The following is a 17,948-nucleotide window of genomic DNA, read 5'->3' as shown; positions in this document are numbered from 1 at the left end:
AAAATGGAAAATGGAAAATTGAGACTATAAGCCAGATTCTGGTATGTACAGCTCAATTAACCATTTTCAATTAACCATTAACACCCGCAGCGATTAACCATTTTCTATGAGCAATTTTCAGCTAACCACCTTCAAGCTTTAGCTTTTTGGCCCCATTCCTACCTGTCCAGCATAGACAGCGCGATCGCCAAGTTCGTCTTCAATCCTCAGTAAGCGGTTATATTTGGCTACCCTTTCAGAACGGCACAAAGAACCCGTTTTGATTTGACCGGCACGAGTTGCTACAGCCAAATCAGCAATAGTCGTATCTTCTGTTTCTCCAGAACGGTGGCTAATCACCGAGCGAAAACCGTTACGAGTTGCTAAATCAATAGTTTCCAGGGTTTCCGTCAAAGAACCAATTTGATTGAGCTTAATCAAAATTGAGTTAGCAGCTTTTAACTCAATGCCTTTTTGTAACCTTGTCGGATTAGTGACAAACAAGTCATCACCCACTAACTGAATGCGATCTCCCAACTTTTGGGTGAGTAATTGCCAACTTCCCCAATCTTCCTCGTGTAGTCCATCTTCAATCGAAACAATGGGATATTGTCCTACTAACCCAGCTAGATAATCAACAAACTCTTCCGGTGAATGAGAAGATCCATCGTATACATATTGACCTTCTTGGTAGAACTCACTAGCGGCGACATCCATTGCCAAGGCAACTTGTTCCCCCGGCTTATAGCCAGCTTTTTCAATCGCTGCAATCAATAATTCCAAAGCGGCTTGATTTGACTCCAGGTTAGGAGCAAAACCGCCTTCATCACCAACTCCTGTCAGTAAGTTTTTCTCCTTCAAAACCTTACTCAGTGCGGCAAACACTTCTGCTCCCCAGCGCAGCGCTTCCCGAAACGAGTCTGCACCTAGAGGTACAATCATGAACTCTTGAAAATCCACATTGTTATCGGCATGAGCTCCACCGTTGATCACGTTCATTAACGGTACTGGTAGCAAATTGGAGAGTGGACCCCCTAAATAGCGATAGAGAGGTAGTGCCAATTCATCAGCAGCAGCCTTAGCGTTTGCTAGTGAGACGGCGAGAATTGCGTTTGCTCCTAAGTTCTCTTTGTTTGGGGAACCATCCCGATGAATCATGATCTGATCAACAGTAGCTTGATCAAGAGCGTCTACATCCAACAGTTCACGGGCAATTTTTTCCTTAATGTTCCGTACAGCCTTGAGTACTCCTTTACCTCCGTAGCGATGGGGTTCTTCGTCTCGCAGTTCGTGGGCTTCAAAGGTGCCTGTTGATGCGCCACTAGGAACTTGGGCAATACCTACAGCGCCTGTAATTAGACGGACTTCGGCTTCTACAGTGGGGCGTCCACGAGAATCTAAAATCTCCCTGGCATCGATCGCCTCAATCGCGGCTTCTGGCTTGTTTAGCATATATACTCCTCGAATTAGTACCAATGGCAATCGGTTTCAAGCTGGAGACAACTCTTAAATTGTCTCCGCAATGTCCTTGGAGAAGATATCTGTCTCAGACTCAGAGTTGCCTGAGAACAAAAATTATTTCCGCCTTTAGAATAAGTCTTTAGTTGAACACCGGGAATCATCTTTAAGGTGTCTTTTGAAATTCTCTCTCGTAACTGCCAAGAAAACTCTAATTAATGCACTACGTTGGGAGTGTCACAATGAGATCAGAAACAGGGAAAACTCAATAAGGAGTTAGTAATCAACTCATGCGAATGCTACATACAATGCTGCGAGTTGGCAATCTCGACGAGTCTATCAAGTTTTACTGTGATGTCCTAGGGATGCAGCTGCTACGCAAAAAGGATTATCCCAGCGGTGAATTTACCCTAGCTTTCGTTGGTTATGGTGATGAGTCTGACCACAGTGTGATCGAACTAACTTATAACTGGGGGACTGATAAGTACAACTTGGGGGATGCTTTTGGTCATATCGCCCTGGGTGTTGACAATATTTACGAAACCTGTGCACAAATCAGGCTACGGGGCGGTAAAGTAGTACGTGAACCAGGACCAATGAAACATGGTTCCACTGTAATTGCCTTTGTTGAAGACCCTAGCGGGTACAAGATTGAACTGATTCAACTCGGTACTCAGGGTTCTAGTCAGAAGGAAAAAGCTACTGCAGCGGGTAACTAGTACTCCCTGGCAGAAAATAATTATCTATCAAGCGTGTTGAAAGCCCTTACCGATCTTACTCTCGTGTTCTAGAAGAAAGAGGTTGGTAGGGGTTTTCTGCACAAGGCTTTCTCCAAAGCCTGATACGGACATCCACGATACTTACTGCTCTGCCCCATTAGCTGTAAAAAGAAAAAGAGCCACTTATGTGACTCTTTAAATTATCAGGGTGCATCTACTTATCACAAGATAGCACATAAGGGGTGGGGTATGTCACCCCTTATGTAAAAAAAACAGCAACCTAGTTATGAGTTCTAAGGGCGACCAGATTTTTACTGTGAAGGTTTAGGGAACTTTTCGGCTTTCTTGTTCTAGAACCATCGCCTTAGTTTTCAAGGATTCTGCCGAGAAATAGAAGTTTACTTCTTGCTCAGCTAGCTCAGCCACAACCGTCTGACCAGCTTTCAGGCGATGCATATAGTCTTCGAGGTCTGCTGCTACTTTGTCTACAAGTAAGTAGACCCCTAGCAGGTTGGGGAAAGACATTGCTACGAGTAGGACATCACCTAGGTCAATCACCAAAGTGGGGTTCGCCACAGCTCCCAAGAAAATGGCCATCAAGAACATTATTTTGTAGATGATCAAGCTCTTTTTGCCCCATAGATAATCCCAACTACGCTCACCGTAGTAACCCCAAGAAATCATTGTTGAGAAGGCGAAGAAGAAAACAGCGATCGCTAGTAGCAAGGGAAACCATCCGCTTACGGTTCCGAAAGCTGCTGAAGTTAGCTCGGCACCCGTAAGTTGGGCAAAGTCAGGATTTTTGTACACTCCGGTAACGACAATGACTAGAGCCGTCATATTGCAAATGATTACTGTGTCGATAAAAGGCTCCAAGAGAGCAACAATACCTTCCCGAACAGGCTCTTGAGTTCGAGCGGCAGAATGAGCAATTGCTGATGAACCAATCCCAGCTTCATTAGAGAAAGTCGAACGCCTCAATCCTTGAACTAAGACACCGATAAAACCACCTTCTACAGCTTCTGGAGAGAAAGCTCCTTGCGCAATAGTGCCAATGGCATAGGGAATCACTGTAAAATTGTTCAACAGAACCCAAAGAGAAGCTGCAATATAGAGAAGACAAAGTGTCGGCACAATAGTACCAGCTACGATGCCAATGCGTTGCATGCCTCCAATAATTACCAGTCCCACCAAGAAAGCTAGGACTAATCCGAAAAACCAACTGCGACCAACTAACCAAGGTATGACAGTAGCCGCTGCTGCGTAGGACTGGTTAGCCTGAAATAGACAAATGCCTCCAATTGCCCCACAAATACAAAATAAGGAGAACATTCGAGCTAACACTTTGCCAAGCTTTGGCTGTCCCACCTCGGCTAATCCTGCTGACAAATAGCGCATTGGTCCACCGAGGATAGTTCCATCTGATCTGAGTACTCGATATTTTTGACCAAGGGTGCACTCAACAAATTTGGTAGTCATTCCGAAGAAACCACCAATGGTCATCCAGAAGGCAGCACCTGGACCTCCTAGAGAGATGGCAATCGCGACACCCGCAATGTTACCGAGTCCTACAGTTGCCGATAGTGCGGTCGAGAGTGCCTGAAAATGAGAGATTTCTCCTTCTTCATCTGGATCATCGTATTTCCCTAGGATGACTTCAACGGCGTGGCGAAACGCCCTAATGTTGATAAATTTCATCCTGAAAGTCAAGAAAATGGCAGCGCTAATTAGCCACAGTACGATCAGAGGGAAACCGCCTATGCTAAGAAAGATGACTCGGAAGACGACATTGACAAATTGGGAGAAGACGGCACTAATGCTTTCTAATAAAGAGCTTTCAGCCACCTCATTAATTATTAGAGCTACCGGAGAAACGCAAAAGAGGATATTGTAAAGAATCAAAGCCATATAGCAATACTTCTTGACAAATATACAATATTAAAAAAATGGGGATTTAATCATTAATCACTGACTAACCTAAGACCCAAGTTATAGCGCCGTGATATCCTGAGTTTTGCGAGCTGCTTACCAGCGCTAAATTAGCTGGAAGCAGTTGGCTAATTTTCCTGTAACCCCTGAGCATTGATAGCAGCGTATCTGCATGTTCTCATCTAAATTTCCCGAAGAAAATGGTCAATCTGGTCAAAGTAGCGTAACGCTAACAGATGAAGCCGGACGATCTCTAACTTGTTACACTGAACACTCTCTGGAAGTTAATGGTTGCGAATACCTTTTGCTGTTGCCTGTAGACTCACCAGTAGAAATAGTTGCCTGGGACGATGACGAAGACTCAGATGAAGCGACTCTGCTCGAAGACGAAGCAGAAATTGATCAGATCTTTTCCATCGCCCAAGCGGTTCTAGAGGAACATAACCTTGCCCTCAAACGTACTGCTTTTACTCTCACAGTCGCTGGGGAACTGCCCGAAGTAGATGAGGAAGAAATCCTCACCGTTGAGATTGAGGATGACAATGCTGAGTTAGAACCAGATCAGTTTCAATTTCTTGCTAGTTTTTACCGTGAAGAACAAGAATACGGGATTTATACTCCTATAGACCCACTACTGTTCTTTGCCAAAAGAAACAAGGTCGGTCAATTAGAGCTCCTTTCCCCAGAAGAATTCCAAAAAGTGCAGCCACTTTTAGAAGATTTGCTATTTGACGAACTTGACTAGAGAAGGATAAATTGCCGATTTTTAATGGGTTCAAGTAAGGAGAATCAAGATTTTCGAGACTAGACTGCTGTTAGAGTATCTCAACCGATTGCTGGAGAAAATAACTCTGTCAGTTGATCATAAATATCAAGAGAATGAATAATTAGGATACAAAATTAACAGATGAGTCAAGGGTAAACTTCAACTTGAAATGCTATATTAAGAAAAATCTTAATAACAGGGAACTTCACCAAAGCTTAAAAGTTTTAAGTAACATCCTTTACTAACGAAAAGGAGAGCTTATTGCCAAACTTTTGGAGACAGCAAAGGGAGAAGATAGCAAAAATCGAGGAAGAGGGTATTGTGTACGTCTTGCTTCTGGCTTACCAGAAGTGAGGCGTATACATTTAAATCTGGCAGACTAACAGGAAACAAGTATTGGCAAACTTTAACAAATGAAGCAAAAAAGATTTCTCTGTATTTTTTGTTACTCATTTGCCAACTTCCTGAAAATTCGCAAGGAAAGTGTAGCTCAAGCAATATCGCCGAAAGACACTATTAGTAGGAATAGTAGGAAAAGTCTGGAATCTTCTGGCGGAAAGCGGCAAATACCCGCCCCGCTTTTCTGCCAATCCCCTAGAACAGGGTGGATCTCAAGCGGGTTTTTCTCATGAAAGCGAAGGGAAGCATTTCCAAGTGGTTGTATTATATTGCCCTCCTGCCAGCGACACTAGGCATTTGTTTGTGGCAGGGTTGGGAGTGGTGGAGTTGGGCGCAGTCACCAGCAGTTCTAGACCAATCGCCTAACTCGGTAGCAGAGCAAGCAGTGCAAATTCAGATACCTTCAGGAACCGCAGCTTTACAAATAGGTAATGATTTGGAACGGGCTGGCTTAATTCGTTCATCAAATGCCTGGAGACTCTGGACTCATTGGATGAGGCTCTTCGACAGTGAAGGTGGTTTTAAAGCCGGAACTTACCAACTATCGTCGGCTGAATCGCTACCGGAAATTGCCGAGAAAATTTGGCAAGGTGAAGTGATGCAGCTCTCTTTTACCATTCCTGAAGGGTGGTCATTGCGGCAGATGTCTACTTACTTTGAATCTCAGGGATATTTCAGTGCTCAAGAGTTTCTCTCCGCTGCCAATCAGATTCCTAGAGACCAGTTCCCTTGGTTACCGAATGACTTGCCTTACCTGGAAGGATATTTATACCCAGATACCTATAAGTTAGCCAGTGAAGGTGTTTCACCCCAACAAGTAATACAACAAATGCTCAAGCAATTTGAGCAGGTAGCACTGCCAATTTACCAACAAGGAAAAGATCAAACTCAGTTGACTCTTGCAGAGTGGGTAACCTTCGCTAGCATTGTGGAAAAGGAAGCAGTAATTGCTGAGGAGCGTCCTCTGATTGCTGGTGTTTTTGCAGAGCGGTTGCGCCGAGGCATGAGATTGGAAACTGACCCCACTGTTGAGTATGGATTAGGCATCAGGCAGACTGCTGATCAACCCCTGACATTTGCTCAGGTAAGGACAGCATCTCCCTACAACACTTATCTCAATCCTGGATTGCCACCGACTCCGATTGCTAGTCCAGGTTTAGCCAGTTTAAAAGCTGCTCTATCTCCAGAAGAAACCGATTACCTCTATTTCGTAGCCCGCTATGATGGCACTCACGTCTTCAGTAAAACCCTCGCAGAACATGAAGCTGCTACAAAGACTATCCGTCAACAAAGACAAGCCCAGTAATCAGTAAGGCAAAATACACGTCTGGGAAATTATCGGTTTCAGGATAGTAAACCTTCTGGCTGTGATCTTTCTGTACGTTACTGCCCCTTATCAGTTTAGTGACTTAGCTAGCAGATCGGCTTCTCCTGATTCTGAAAAGCAAAGCTCTTAGAGGTGGTTTAACAAGCCAATTTGCTTAGAGTTCAAGTTTGTTCGATTAATCCCTTTCCCTCAAGCTGGAAAAACTTCAGCAAGTTAGTTTTTGAGGGTTACCGGCAGAAAGTTGAGGTTAAAAGTTGAAAATTGCCCAAAATCTAGCAGAAAGCTAATAAATACTTATGTCTTTGGTATCAAACTTACAACCTGACTTAATTCTAGGCGGATCCATCTTGAATCTGACCCCAGATATCTTACAGCAAAATCAGCTTAAGGGTTTAGTACTTGATGTTGATGAGACTTTGGTGCCATTTAAAGCAACCAGAGCCTCAGAAGAACTTGTACTCTGGGTAGAACAAGTAAGATCGGCTGTGGCGATCTGGCTAGTGAGTAATAACCTCAGCGAAACTAGAATTGGCAATATTGCTAAGTCGCTCAATTTGCCTTACATTCTCGGTGCTAGCAAGCCTTCACGCCGTAAGTTAAAAAAAGCAGTTAAGGCAATGGAGCTACCCGTGGAACAGGTAGCAATGGTGGGCGATCGCTTGTTCACAGATGTCCTAGCAGGCAATCGATTGGGCATGTTCACCATTCTAGTAGAACCGATGGTAGATTCTTCCCTCAGCGTGCGCTCTCACCCGATTCGTGATTTTGAGGTTTGGATATCTCAAGCCCTGGGGGTGTCAGTCACCGCAGTGCAACAAAACTTAAACAAACCAGATAAATCGCAGGAAACCGAAATATAAAGAAAAAATTACGAAATACTTGGCTAACCAAAGTTTATGAGATGCTGAATACAGTTCAAATGGGGTCAGCAAATATAAAGACCCTAAATATAGAAAAACTCAATTCTGAGCCTGAGAGCGTCGAATTGCCTGTGTTTGGGTAATCGGCGCTCTTAGCTTTAGCTAACTTTCAAGATCCGGTATACTGACATACCGACTTATTACCCTTCTCCTGGCGATTAAAAGACGAGTCACTACATCTATTACGCCCTAAGACCAATAATTTATGACCAAGCAAAAGATTGTCGTAAAAGTTGGCACTTCCAGTCTTACTCAGCCGACAACAGGTCAGCTAGCGCTCTCGACAATCGCTATGCTGGTAGAAACTCTGACGCGGCTGCGTTCCTCTGGTCATGGTGTGGTACTGGTTACTTCTGGTGCTGTAGGAGTAGGCTGTGGACGGCTAGGATTAAAGTCACGACCCCAGACAATGGCTCTCAAACAAGCAGTGGCAGCGGTGGGTCAGGGAAGACTAATGCGGACTTACGACGATTTTTTTACTAGTTTGCAACAGCCGATTGCTCAGGTTCTCCTCAGCCGCCGTGACTTTGTACAGCGTAGTTGTTACGTCAATGCCTACGCTACCTTTAAAGAACTGCTCAAGTTAGGTGTCATCCCAGTGGTGAATGAAAATGACACAGTGGGGGTTGAGGAGCTAAAGTTCGGAGATAACGATACACTCAGCGCTCTGGTAGCCAGTTTAATCGAGGCTGATTGGCTGTTTTTATTAACTGATGTAGATAGACTCTACTCCGCAGATCCACGTCAGGTGCCGGATGCGGAGCCGATCACTTTGGTTAATAGCATTGAGCATTTAGCCGAACTACAAATACAAACAGGTGACTCTGGCTCCCAGTGGGGAACTGGTGGCATGGTTACCAAAATTGCTGCTGCCCGGATTGCCACTAGCGCGGGTGTGAGGACGGTGATTACCGAAGGGCGACGCCCAGAAACCATTGAAAAAATCTTACAAGGAGAACTTCTGGGTACTCAGTTTGAACCCCAACCCCGGACGGATAAAGCTCGCAAACGTTGGATTGCTCATAGCTTAGTACCAGCGGGAAAACTTTATCTTGATAGTGGAGCCGTAACGGCAATTTGTCAGGGGGGTAAGTCCCTATTAGCAGCGGGTGTTACAGAAATTGAGGGTGATTTTAACTCCTCAGAAGCTGTACAGCTATGCAACAGTAGTGGCGTAGAAATTGCCAGAGGATTGGTTAACTACAGTAGTGCCGAACTAAGGCAGATTCGAGGGTGCAAATCGGAAGAAATTCCCACTATATTGGGTTACGCAGGTGCAGAAACTATCGTGCATCGAGATAACCTGGTTTTGAGTAATTAATAAATATTGTTTAAGTCAGCGGTAGTAATTTGCTTGCTACTTAGCGAATCTTTCACCGATAATTGCATCACAAAGAACAGGAGAATCAACGCCGTGAAATTTGCTAGAACGGCAGTGATGCTTCTGGTGGAGCAATAGATGTTAGTCCGGGCTTAGTAATAGTTTCTTGGTGTTCAGCTTTTTGAGAAAATGATGACTGGGAGGGAGTGTCTGGTTCCTGATCAACAGAAACCTCTGAAACTGATTGGTTAGACATCCAACTTAGTCCTCCGATCGCGCCTGCGATCAGGGCTGTGTATCCTAGGTAAAGATGAACTGAATTCAGGGGTATTGAGCTCAGTTGAAATCCTGGTCTTGAGGTTTCTTGATACCAGGAAGGAGTTACTTTTTTGAATAGTTCGGCTTCCGGTAAAGAAGCAGCGAGGGCGACACCGTTGAGACCCAAGGCATTGCCAATCCGACGGATAAAACCGCGAACGTAGACATCCTCTGGCAGCAAGTCTATATTACCAGTCTCTAAAGCTTCGATATGATGAGCTGGTACAAGAGTTTGACTATGAAGTTGCTTGACGCTTAGGGACTGAGATAGGCGCGCTTGTTGCAATTCTTGGCCAATTTGACGTAGGAGTAGCTTACGTTCTTGTATTAGTTTACCCTCTTCCGGTTCTGTTTCTGATAGTTTGTTAGCTAATTTAGTATCTTGGAACAATTTACGGATTAGATTAGATGGTTTGTTTGTCTCGACCGAACTAGTATCTTCTTCAACAGGATTTGTATCGGGAACCGATTCTTTCTGAGCTGGATTATCTTCTACCATAGGAGGACAATCTAACTTTTCTTCTATAGTTTGATTAACTTTTTCAGAAGTAACAGGAACAATATGATATTGTCTAATAAATTGCTGAAAAGTCAACCTAATTGCTTCTCTTCCCACGGCTTTGACTAGGGTTTGACCAGTGATAGAAGCATCTCCTAAAATTGACTCTAAACCAGCCATTGTACGGCGGTAAATTTCGCTATTAATCAGTTCATTTTCTATCTGACGTAAAATAGAGCGCAACCCATCTTGAGAGATTTCAATGGTTTGGCTTTCGATAAAATCTTTATCATATGGAGATTGGTATACCATATAGCTTGCTCTAATTTCCGGGCTTGAGTAAGACTGCTTTAAGGGAGCCACACACTAACCTTTTCTGTCATCTAGTAAAAAATCCGGATAGTTATATTTAAATAAGGATATATCATGATTCTGCTGAAGATATAAGCAGATACTCCACGAAAAAGTTTGAATTACGCCTAATTTGCTGAATTGCTCATCGACAAAGGAGACAAGAAGCAAGTAAGAAAGATTGTAGTTTTTTCCTAACTATTTAACTCTTGGCTAGGGATGGAAATACTATCCAATTTGCCATTAATCTCAAGTTGCTTTTGTAGCCAAAGTTTTCAGTACTCTTGGGGCTACTTGATCTAGATATACCCGCAATCAAATTGCTAAATTAGCAAACCCACCCGAGTTAAAAACCCAGGTGGGGCTACAAGGCGGAATCTGTTTGAAGTGGAGCCTACGGGACATTTTACCCATACCTTTCGGTATGGAATGGACTATTCCTTTACCTAGTTATGTGCCTCAATAGGATGTGGCAACCTACTAGCTAGGTAGAAAGCATTTATGGAAGACTAAAGGAAACTAGCCTAGCTGGGCTAACTAACTCTTCCATCCGGTAGAGCCATAGATTATCATTAGATCCTTAGGCTTACTCAAGTCTCTAGCCAGCTTACCTCTTTCGAGTTCACCGGACGGCATTACCCTATCAGTGCTTGACTAACTTAGGCTTTACCGTTTGAGCTTTCTTTTCACTTACCCATCACTGGGCAAGGCGACTCCTGGGAATCGAACCCGTGTCCGCCTTGGGTATTGACCTATCGCTCATTCACAGGCTTAGCTCCTTTAACCCTCGGAGCGGGGACTACCCATTATCCCGGGTAACAGGATGCTTTGGTGAAGTCTTAGCTAGCGAGCCGACCAAAGGCAACTCACTAGTGCATCCGTTGGGGGTTGGTCTATAATCCTTAACGGAGTCAAACTATAGACGATCGAACCTGTAAGAGGCTTTTAAGCAGCGTAAGCTACCGCACGATCAAATTTTACGATGTTATTCGCAGTTACGTTTTTTTCGAGTCCGGTATTTGCGAGAGGAGACTCACTCTCGGCCTGAATCACGGTTCGGCTTTCGCCAACACGTCGAAACCATTAAGGCCCCATGTCTGATTCTTTTTTATTATAGTCAATAAATTAGCTAGTTGTCTCCAGTAGCATACTTCTCCTCCTCTTGTGTTACTGATTTTCCTCCTCGGCTGGCTCAGATTCGACCTGCTTCTTGGGTCTTACCCCTTCTAGTGGGGCTAGCGGGGGCTGAATTTCTTGTCTTCGAGGTGACTCAATCTTGGACTCGGAAGAGGCCGGTGTATCATTGGCAGTTGAAGGAGTTGAAGTCTTTGCTGGCGACTCAGAGCTATCAGAAGCAGCAGATGGTGGCGCAGCCGGCACAGCCGGCGCAGGAGCTTTCTCTACTGGCTTACGCTCAGAGGACTGCGGAGCTGGTGCTTGGTTTGTCTGTGCTGGCTTACGCTCAGAGGACTGCGGAGCTGGTGCGACAGCGGGCGCTGAATTGACTGGAGTTTTCGATCTTCTAGGGGAAGAGTTGCGAACTGGTGCCTGAGTTGGGTTAGCAGGACGGCTCTGCTGCTGTGTCGGCTCCTTATTTTCGGCAGGTTTTGCCTGCTCTTCGGCAGCATCGAAGTCCTTGTCAATTTCAGGCAAGACGAAGGGCGATGCTGAGGGTTCAGCCACCGGTGGTGTCTCTGGGGCCCGAGCCCTAGACAAAATAGTCCCGATGCCGGCTAAGGTAGCAGCCATAGCAGCAAGTGCGGCTATTCCTACTAACCAAATAGGCATGCCCCATAAACGAGGAGAGAAGCTAACATCAGCAGGCGACGCCTCTTTCTGAGCTGGAGGCTGTGCTTGAGGCATCAAAGGTACAGTTGCCCCAACATGAATAGTCGGGGAGCCAGTCGGCGTAGCATTTGTCTTCTCGACCTGAGGTTCAGGTAACAACCGCAGCCAATCATCCACAGTTGCAGGTCGGTAACGAGCTTCTACTGCCATACCTCTCATTACAGCTTGGTTAACGGCTGCACTCAGTTGCGGTTGTAGATCACGGGGAGCTGGCATTGGTTGGCGGTCGCGAATTACCGCCGGTGTGGGTAATTTTGCGGTTAACAGAGCATAAAGAGTGGCAGCTAGGCCATAGACATCTGTTGCCGGTGTGCGCTTTTCTTTATGTAAATACTGTTCAATGGGGGCATAGCCCTCAGAAACCATGCCTGTGTGGGTCTGAGTAGAGTTAGGTGTATATTCCCGCGCGATGCCAAAGTCAATTAACACTACTTGATTAGTGCCTTGACGCAGGATGATGTTCTCCGGTTTGATATCCCGATGGAGTAAGCCCTTTTGATGGACAACCTTTAAGGCTTCCCCAATTTGCCTAATGTAGTCAACGGCAGTGGCTTCCTCGAGGGGTTGCCCTTGTGAGACAAAGTTTTGCAAGGTTTGCCCCTCAACATAGTCCATAACCATGTACGGCAACCCAGCTTCCACAAAGAAGTCACTGACTCGTACAATATTGGGGTGAATACACAAAGCCAAGCGCCGTGCTTCGTCTTGAAACTGTCGCTGGAATCGGTCAAAGTCTGGGTGTAGGTGCAAAGACTCGTTAAGAGTTTTAATCACCACCCCTTGACCCAGATAATGATGGGTGGCTTTAAAGGTAACGCCGAAGCCGCCGCTTCCTAGTTCTTGCTCTAGAGTGTACTTGCCACCTTGTAAAGTTTTACCAACTAGCGAGTGCATACGCTGATACAGGTTTTGGGTTTTGGTTATGATTGGAGCCTAGACTAAAGATAATCTAAGTCAACCGTGCGACAAAGTCCCGTAAAAGCTCTACAAGCCTGAGTAAGTCTCCTTTAAGAAGGATTTTTGCTCATTATGTCTTGGGCCCGTAACTTTGTGCCTCTGCTTTATGTTAGGTCAACCTCAGCAATTCGGTTCTCCCCCCAGTTAGAAGGTTATTTGCTTTGACTTTAAGAGCAATCTGAATCATCGGCACAAGAAAACCTACAGGGGTCTTCAGTCGGGAAAACTTCAAATTCCGGATAGGCAAGCTTACGGCTGAAAAAAGTATCTAATCAGAGTAGTCAAAGCTTTGCGAGGTCATTAGCCAGGGTTGCTACTACTTCCTGAATAAAAACGGCGTGACTCGAAAAAGGGCGCGTCAGAGTAGCATTGCAGCGAGGCTAATCCCTCCAATCTGGCTATCTAGTCTATTGCCTGACTATGACAGGGTACATTACCAAGACCAGCCGTTGGGAAAGAGCGTATGTCAATATTAGCCTTAAGCACCAAAGCTGAACCAACACAGTTACTGAATGGACGATATCAGGTTGTAGAAGTCCTGAGCAACTTGGGGTGGGGTCAAACCTGTATTGCCATAGATAAACACCAGCAGGGTGATCCCCAATGTATCGTTAAAGAAATCCGACCCATCATTGACGAAGCCGATTGCTGGCAAGCTACACGACATCTATTCCAGCGGGAAGCACAAATACTTAATATCCTAAGTCACCACAGCCAAATCCCTCGGCTTTTACATTGCCGAGAAGTGGAGCAGGGATTCTATATAGTACAAGAGTTAATCACGGGAAAACCCCTCAGCGCAGAACTCTTTCCCCATCAACCTTGGACTGAAAGCCAAGTAGTACAGTTGCTGCTGGAAGTGCTGGAAATTCTGGAGTTTGTACATAACCAACAGATTATCCATGGTGCTCTTGGGCCAGATAATCTGATTAGACGACAAAAAGATAGCAAGATAGTGTTAACTGACTTTAGCGCTATCAGGCAGATACAGGAACCTTTAGTAGCCGTTCAAGAACAGCTTGGCTCGACGGTGGCTCTAGCTCCTTTAGGATATATGTCAATGGAGTTGGTTCGCGGTAGACCTCTTCCCTGTAGTGATATTTATGCTCTAGGCATGATTGGTATTCAGGCGCTGACAGGACTCCATCCCGTGGAACTAGAGGAAGACCCTCAAACAGGAGAAATTATCTGGCAACAACAGGCGAGAGTCAACGCTGATTTGGCTGCCATTCTGAGCCAGATGGTGCGCTTCCACTTCAAAGAGCGCTACCAAACTGCAACTGATGTCCTTAAAGCACTTCAGTTATTGGTGAAATCTCAGCCGTCTCTCAAATTAGCACCCTCCCGAGAAAAGTCACTAATCTACCGTATCCAGACAGACAGAAATAGTCTTACTGCCATCGAAGTAAAAGCATCAAGAGCTGTTCAAAAAAAGCTTACTAGTGCCTCTGGCGTTGCTCAGAAAAGGCGCAAACTTATTGGGATGGGGGCCGCCGGCGTTGCTACCTCTTTGGCGGTGGGAGCTGGAGGTTACTTTTTGACACTCCCTCCTAGTTTGTTTAATCCTCTTGACGGAGGCATAGTTACCCTAGCGCAGGCTACGCAAAAGTATCAAACAGGAGATTTCTCAGAAGCTCTCCGGCTGGCTCAGTCTATTAACTCAGATAGTGCAGCATACCAAAAAGCTCAAGCTGCGATCGCTCAATGGCAGCAAGACTGGCAAAAGAATAAAGAGCAATTTAAGGCAGTAGAAAATGCTTTTGCCCAAGGGCGTTGGCAAGATGTACTAAATTTAGCGAGTAAAACACCCAATATTAGCTTCTGGCAGCAGCAAATGCAGCCCATGGTTAGCCAAGCGCAAGCTAACCTAGAACAAGAAGCTCAACAGTTACTACAGCAGGCTTATAATCAAGCTTATGCCGGAGACTTCACAGAGGCATTAATCACCATTGAGCAGATTCCTCAAGGAACCAAAGTTTATACTCAAGTTCAAGGAAAAATCACCGAGTACACTCAAAAGCGACGCCTTAAGGCTGGCTATTGGTTACACCAAGCCTATAGTAGGGCTATGGTTCAGGACTTCACTGGTGCGCTGGTCTATCTGAGAAAAATTCCTCAAGATAGCCCCGCTTATGCTCAAGCTCAGCCTAAAATTGTCGAATATACAGAACTACAGCACACCAAAGCCAATTATCTCCTCCAGAGAGCTTACAATCGGGCAATTGTCAGAAACTTTACAGGCGCCTTAGAATACCTCAAACAAATTCCCGAAGCTACACCTGCTTATCCCACAGCTCAACAAAAAATTGTCGAATATACAGCAAAACAACGCCTCAAAGAGACTGCACAGCAAGCTGTACCCTCCCAGAGATCACTACAAAGAAACCTTGATCCGAGAAAATCTTTAATATCTGATTCCCTTGGAGACACAGAGTTAAACAGCGAAATTAGCATCGAAGATCCAGATTTTGAGACCATTTCCCTACCACGAAAAGATCTCAACCCTGGCAACCGCCTTCAAGAAGTCGCACCGCAAACGGCAGTAATTTTTTAAAGGTCGAAAATCCCGCTGTGCATGCCAATAGAACATGCAAAATTGAGACTATACACGAGATTCTGACTTATAGTCTCAATTTACAATAGTTTGCCCACTAACTACCTAATTTCTAATAACTTGTGCTTCACTACGATTGGGTAGAACCTCCGTTCGTGGCCCTTGAGCTTTTAATTGGCCCTCTTCAAGCAAAACAACCCAATCTGCACAATTGATCACGCCGGGACGGTGACTGATCAAAATAGTAGTTTTGCCCTGACGATACTGCAATAATTGCTTAAGCACTCGTGCTTCGCTCATGGGATCGAGACCCGCCGTTGATTCGTCCAAAATGAGGATGGGAGGATCGGTAAAGATAGCTCTAGCGATCGCTAGTCTTTGACGTTGCCCACCAGAAAGATTAGCACCAAACTCACCAAGAATCGTCTGATACTGTTCAGGAAGCCTGCTGATAAATTCGTCAGCCTCCGCAATTTGGCAAGCTTGAATAACCTCTCTGAGTGTGCCTTGAGGATAACCTAAGCGGAAGTTCTCTAAAATTGAACGACTCCAAAAGTGAGCATCTTGGGGAACAAGAACACTTGTTGTCGAAGGATTTGACTCTTAAATCAGTGACACCATCGCTAAAACTTTTGACCAATACCAAACTGAAGCTGGCTATCCCCCTGGTCATTAAAACCATAATCAGCCCGAATAACACCAATCGGGGAATTTACCCGCAAACCAGCACCATAACCAAAGCCTACCCCAGGCTTACCACGTACTACCCCAGGCTCCCCAGGTACAGTATCACCAGAACCTAAATCAGAAGCAAAGTCAGCAAACAACACAGCACCCACCGGCTTAAAAACAGGAATACGGTACTCAGCCGAGGCCAATACATAGCTGCGACCACTGCCAACTTCACCACTACCATAACCCCGCACAGAATTCAGACCACCCAAGTTAAAAGCTTGGTAAGGGGGCAAATCACCAATCGTTGTGCCACCCTGAAGATTAACCGCCAACACTTCTGGTTGACTACCACCAAACAAATTAAGCGGCGTGTATTGAGAATAGTTTGCCTGAAGCCGATTCATCAAAATATTGCCGCTACCCACCGGTACAGACTGTTGCGTACTGAAGCTGAGGAGAGAACCTTGAGTAGGATTAAGCCGATTGTCGCGCTGGTCTCTAGTGACCGCAGCTGATAAAGTAACCAAATCGTCAATGCCATTATCACTAAAGGAAAGACGATTACCTAGTTCATCTACGGGAGCCAAGTTACCATCACTATCCCGGATGCTAGTGCGAGTGTAGTTTACACCTACTGAGGTATCCCATTCGTTTAATGGTTTCGTCAGGGTAAGACCACCACCAAACTGTCTTTCGCGGGGTCGATCGCCATTAGCTAACTCAATATCACCGTCGAAAGTTCGGGAAATACTGCCACGGCGAAAGGCATTGACGTTATAACCCGGTCTATCGGGGTCACTGGCACGATAAGGATTACCGTAATTAGTTTCAAATTGTAAGTCGCGGCGGCTAATCTGGAGATTCAAGCCTAACTTTTGGTTAACGCCTCCTAAATTCTGGTCGTCGTAGCTAATGGTGCCGAAAATGCCAGTGTCATTGTTATAGCCAGCGCTAGCATTAACTCCACGAGCTAGTCGTTCAGTTAAATCATAAGTAACATCAACTTCCCTAGCATCACCATTGAGGGAAATATCAACCTTGTCAAATAATCCTAACTGATACATTTGCTTCAAGTCTTGTCGTGCCACATCCACACGGAACGCTTCCCCAGATTGCAGTTTTAACTCACGTTTGAGGAAATCTTCGCGGGTGCGTCCCTGAGTCGGTTCAGCTTCTGGATCGAGAAAGCGAAAATTAATGTCGCCAATGATGCCTTCAGCTACTTCAATTGCTACCTCACCGTTCGGTGTCGTTTGCATGTCTGCCACCTGTGCCAAGACATAACCGTTGTCGGTATACCATTGATTTAACTGCTGGACTGCTTGATTCAAGGCGGCAGGGTTGACAGGCTTTCCTAATTGTGAATTAAATAGACCCTGGGCAATCTCTGGTGAGAGAACTTGGTTTCCCAACAGTTGGATTGATCGCAGCACTACTGGTTCTACTTGGTAGACTACTTCCAACCCGTCTTGATTACTATTACTGGTTACACGGGCATCAGCAAATAAGCCAGTATTTAAAATCGCCTCGACATCTTTGTCTAACTGGCTTTGACTGGTAGAACCGCCAGGACGGGTGCTAACTGCACTCAAGATAATTTGCTGTAGTTCTTCCCCTGCGCCCACTACTCGAACGTCTGTAGCAGTAACAGTTAAATCCTCACTGTTAATCTTGACCGACTGAGGCTGTGCGACCTTTGATTGGACAAACCCTGGCTCTTCTACAACTACTGCGGTTGGGGTGCTGACTGCCGTTGAGAGTGTTGCTGGAGATGCCTCAACACTAATTACATGGTTTCTTACTCCCGTGTTCGGTGTGGTGGTATCCACTGCAGGAGAGGCAATTGCCTGTCCGGTTAGCTCCCCAAATGCTAGAGCTGTTAAGGTGAAAATTGCCAGAGTTTTGTATATCATAAAATTAGTCTTGAG

The 17,948-nt window shown here is 45.3% G+C and carries 11 protein-coding genes, 1 other RNA gene and 1 pseudogene; 6 read left to right on the top strand and 7 right to left on the bottom strand.

Annotated features, from left to right (window positions below; all coding sequences use genetic code 11):
• Nucleotides 1-138 precede the first annotated feature (138 nt).
• Nucleotides 139-1,431 (bottom strand): phosphopyruvate hydratase, encoded by a 1,293-nt coding sequence (eno, locus tag ACT7WV_RS15350; protein ID WP_445103711.1) that lies wholly within the window; start codon nt 1,429-1,431, stop codon nt 139-141.
• A 296-nt stretch (nt 1,432-1,727) separates the two neighbouring features.
• On the opposite strand from eno, the gene gloA reads away from it, so the two are divergent.
• Nucleotides 1,728-2,156, top strand: a complete 429-nt coding sequence (gene gloA, locus ACT7WV_RS15345; RefSeq protein WP_445103710.1) for a lactoylglutathione lyase — start codon at nt 1,728-1,730, stop codon at nt 2,154-2,156.
• Between the two features lie 324 nt (nt 2,157-2,480).
• On the opposite strand, the gene ACT7WV_RS15340 is transcribed toward gloA, so the two are convergent.
• Nucleotides 2,481-4,064, bottom strand: coding sequence for an alanine/glycine:cation symporter family protein (locus ACT7WV_RS15340; protein ID WP_445103709.1), 1,584 nt, complete (start codon nt 4,062-4,064; stop codon nt 2,481-2,483).
• A 193-nt stretch (nt 4,065-4,257) separates the two neighbouring features.
• On the opposite strand from ACT7WV_RS15340, the gene ACT7WV_RS15335 reads away from it, so the two are divergent.
• The 4 genes from ACT7WV_RS15335 to proB all read left to right on the top strand — a co-directional run bounded on the left by ACT7WV_RS15335 (nt 4,258) and on the right by proB (nt 8,818).
• Entirely contained in the window at nt 4,258-4,830 is a 573-nt protein-coding gene (locus tag ACT7WV_RS15335) for a DUF3727 domain-containing protein (protein ID WP_445103708.1), read from the top strand.
• A 649-nt stretch (nt 4,831-5,479) separates the two neighbouring features.
• Nucleotides 5,480-6,556, top strand: coding sequence for an endolytic transglycosylase MltG (gene mltG / locus ACT7WV_RS15330; protein ID WP_445103707.1), 1,077 nt, complete (start codon nt 5,480-5,482; stop codon nt 6,554-6,556).
• A 317-nt stretch (nt 6,557-6,873) separates the two neighbouring features.
• Entirely contained in the window at nt 6,874-7,437 is a 564-nt protein-coding gene (locus ACT7WV_RS15325; protein ID WP_445103706.1) for a YqeG family HAD IIIA-type phosphatase, read from the top strand.
• Nucleotides 7,438-7,702: 265 nt separating this feature from the next.
• Nucleotides 7,703-8,818, top strand: a complete 1,116-nt coding sequence (gene proB, locus ACT7WV_RS15320; protein ID WP_445103705.1) for a glutamate 5-kinase — start codon at nt 7,703-7,705, stop codon at nt 8,816-8,818.
• A gap of 103 nt (nt 8,819-8,921) precedes the next feature.
• Here proB and ACT7WV_RS15315 read toward each other — a convergent pair whose 3' ends face one another.
• The 3 genes from ACT7WV_RS15315 to ACT7WV_RS15305 all read right to left on the bottom strand — a co-directional run bounded on the left by ACT7WV_RS15315 (nt 8,922) and on the right by ACT7WV_RS15305 (nt 12,728).
• Nucleotides 8,922-9,947 (bottom strand): helix-turn-helix domain-containing protein, encoded by a 1,026-nt coding sequence (locus ACT7WV_RS15315; RefSeq protein ID WP_445103704.1) that lies wholly within the window; start codon nt 9,945-9,947, stop codon nt 8,922-8,924.
• 756 nt (nt 9,948-10,703) lie between these two features.
• Nucleotides 10,704-11,071, bottom strand: a transfer-messenger RNA (tmRNA) gene (ssrA, locus tag ACT7WV_RS15310).
• A gap of 82 nt (nt 11,072-11,153) precedes the next feature.
• Entirely contained in the window at nt 11,154-12,728 is a 1,575-nt protein-coding gene (locus ACT7WV_RS15305) for a serine/threonine protein kinase (protein ID WP_445103703.1), read from the bottom strand.
• A 526-nt stretch (nt 12,729-13,254) separates the two neighbouring features.
• Between ACT7WV_RS15305 and ACT7WV_RS15300 the strand changes: the two genes are divergently transcribed.
• Nucleotides 13,255-15,345, top strand: a complete 2,091-nt coding sequence (locus tag ACT7WV_RS15300) for a serine/threonine protein kinase (protein WP_445103702.1) — start codon at nt 13,255-13,257, stop codon at nt 15,343-15,345.
• A 105-nt stretch (nt 15,346-15,450) separates the two neighbouring features.
• On the opposite strand, the pseudogene ACT7WV_RS15295 reads toward ACT7WV_RS15300, so the two are convergent.
• A pseudogene (locus tag ACT7WV_RS15295) lies at nt 15,451-15,924 on the bottom strand (ATP-binding cassette domain-containing protein); the annotation flags it as partial.
• 44 nt (nt 15,925-15,968) lie between these two features.
• Nucleotides 15,969-17,933 (bottom strand): BamA/TamA family outer membrane protein, encoded by a 1,965-nt coding sequence (locus ACT7WV_RS15290; RefSeq protein WP_445103701.1) that lies wholly within the window; start codon nt 17,931-17,933, stop codon nt 15,969-15,971.
• Nucleotides 17,934-17,948: the final 15 nt, after the last annotated feature.

The sequence above is a fragment of the Symploca atlantica LB2515 genome, assembly GCF_052546295.1.
Note: the sequence above shows the minus strand (reverse complement) of the source record. Positions and strands in the feature narration are given on the sequence as shown.

What these genes read in the sequence shown, in the direction of transcription:
- eno (WP_445103711.1), bottom strand. Translation starts at nt 1,431, where the DNA reads ATGCTAAACAAGCCAGAAGCCGCGATTGAGGCGATCGATGCCAGGGAG.
- gloA (WP_445103710.1), top strand. Translation starts at nt 1,728, where the DNA reads ATGCGAATGCTACATACAATGCTGCGAGTTGGCAATCTCGACGAGTCT.
- ACT7WV_RS15340 (WP_445103709.1), bottom strand. Translation starts at nt 4,064, where the DNA reads ATGGCTTTGATTCTTTACAATATCCTCTTTTGCGTTTCTCCGGTAGCT.
- ACT7WV_RS15335 (WP_445103708.1), top strand. Translation starts at nt 4,258, where the DNA reads ATGTTCTCATCTAAATTTCCCGAAGAAAATGGTCAATCTGGTCAAAGT.
- mltG (WP_445103707.1), top strand. Translation starts at nt 5,480, where the DNA reads ATGAAAGCGAAGGGAAGCATTTCCAAGTGGTTGTATTATATTGCCCTC.
- ACT7WV_RS15325 (WP_445103706.1), top strand. Translation starts at nt 6,874, where the DNA reads ATGTCTTTGGTATCAAACTTACAACCTGACTTAATTCTAGGCGGATCC.
- proB (WP_445103705.1), top strand. Translation starts at nt 7,703, where the DNA reads ATGACCAAGCAAAAGATTGTCGTAAAAGTTGGCACTTCCAGTCTTACT.
- ACT7WV_RS15315 (WP_445103704.1), bottom strand. Translation starts at nt 9,947, where the DNA reads ATGGTATACCAATCTCCATATGATAAAGATTTTATCGAAAGCCAAACC.
- ACT7WV_RS15305 (WP_445103703.1), bottom strand. Translation starts at nt 12,728, where the DNA reads ATGCACTCGCTAGTTGGTAAAACTTTACAAGGTGGCAAGTACACTCTA.
- ACT7WV_RS15300 (WP_445103702.1), top strand. Translation starts at nt 13,255, where the DNA reads ATGTCAATATTAGCCTTAAGCACCAAAGCTGAACCAACACAGTTACTG.
- ACT7WV_RS15290 (WP_445103701.1), bottom strand. Translation starts at nt 17,933, where the DNA reads ATGATATACAAAACTCTGGCAATTTTCACCTTAACAGCTCTAGCATTT.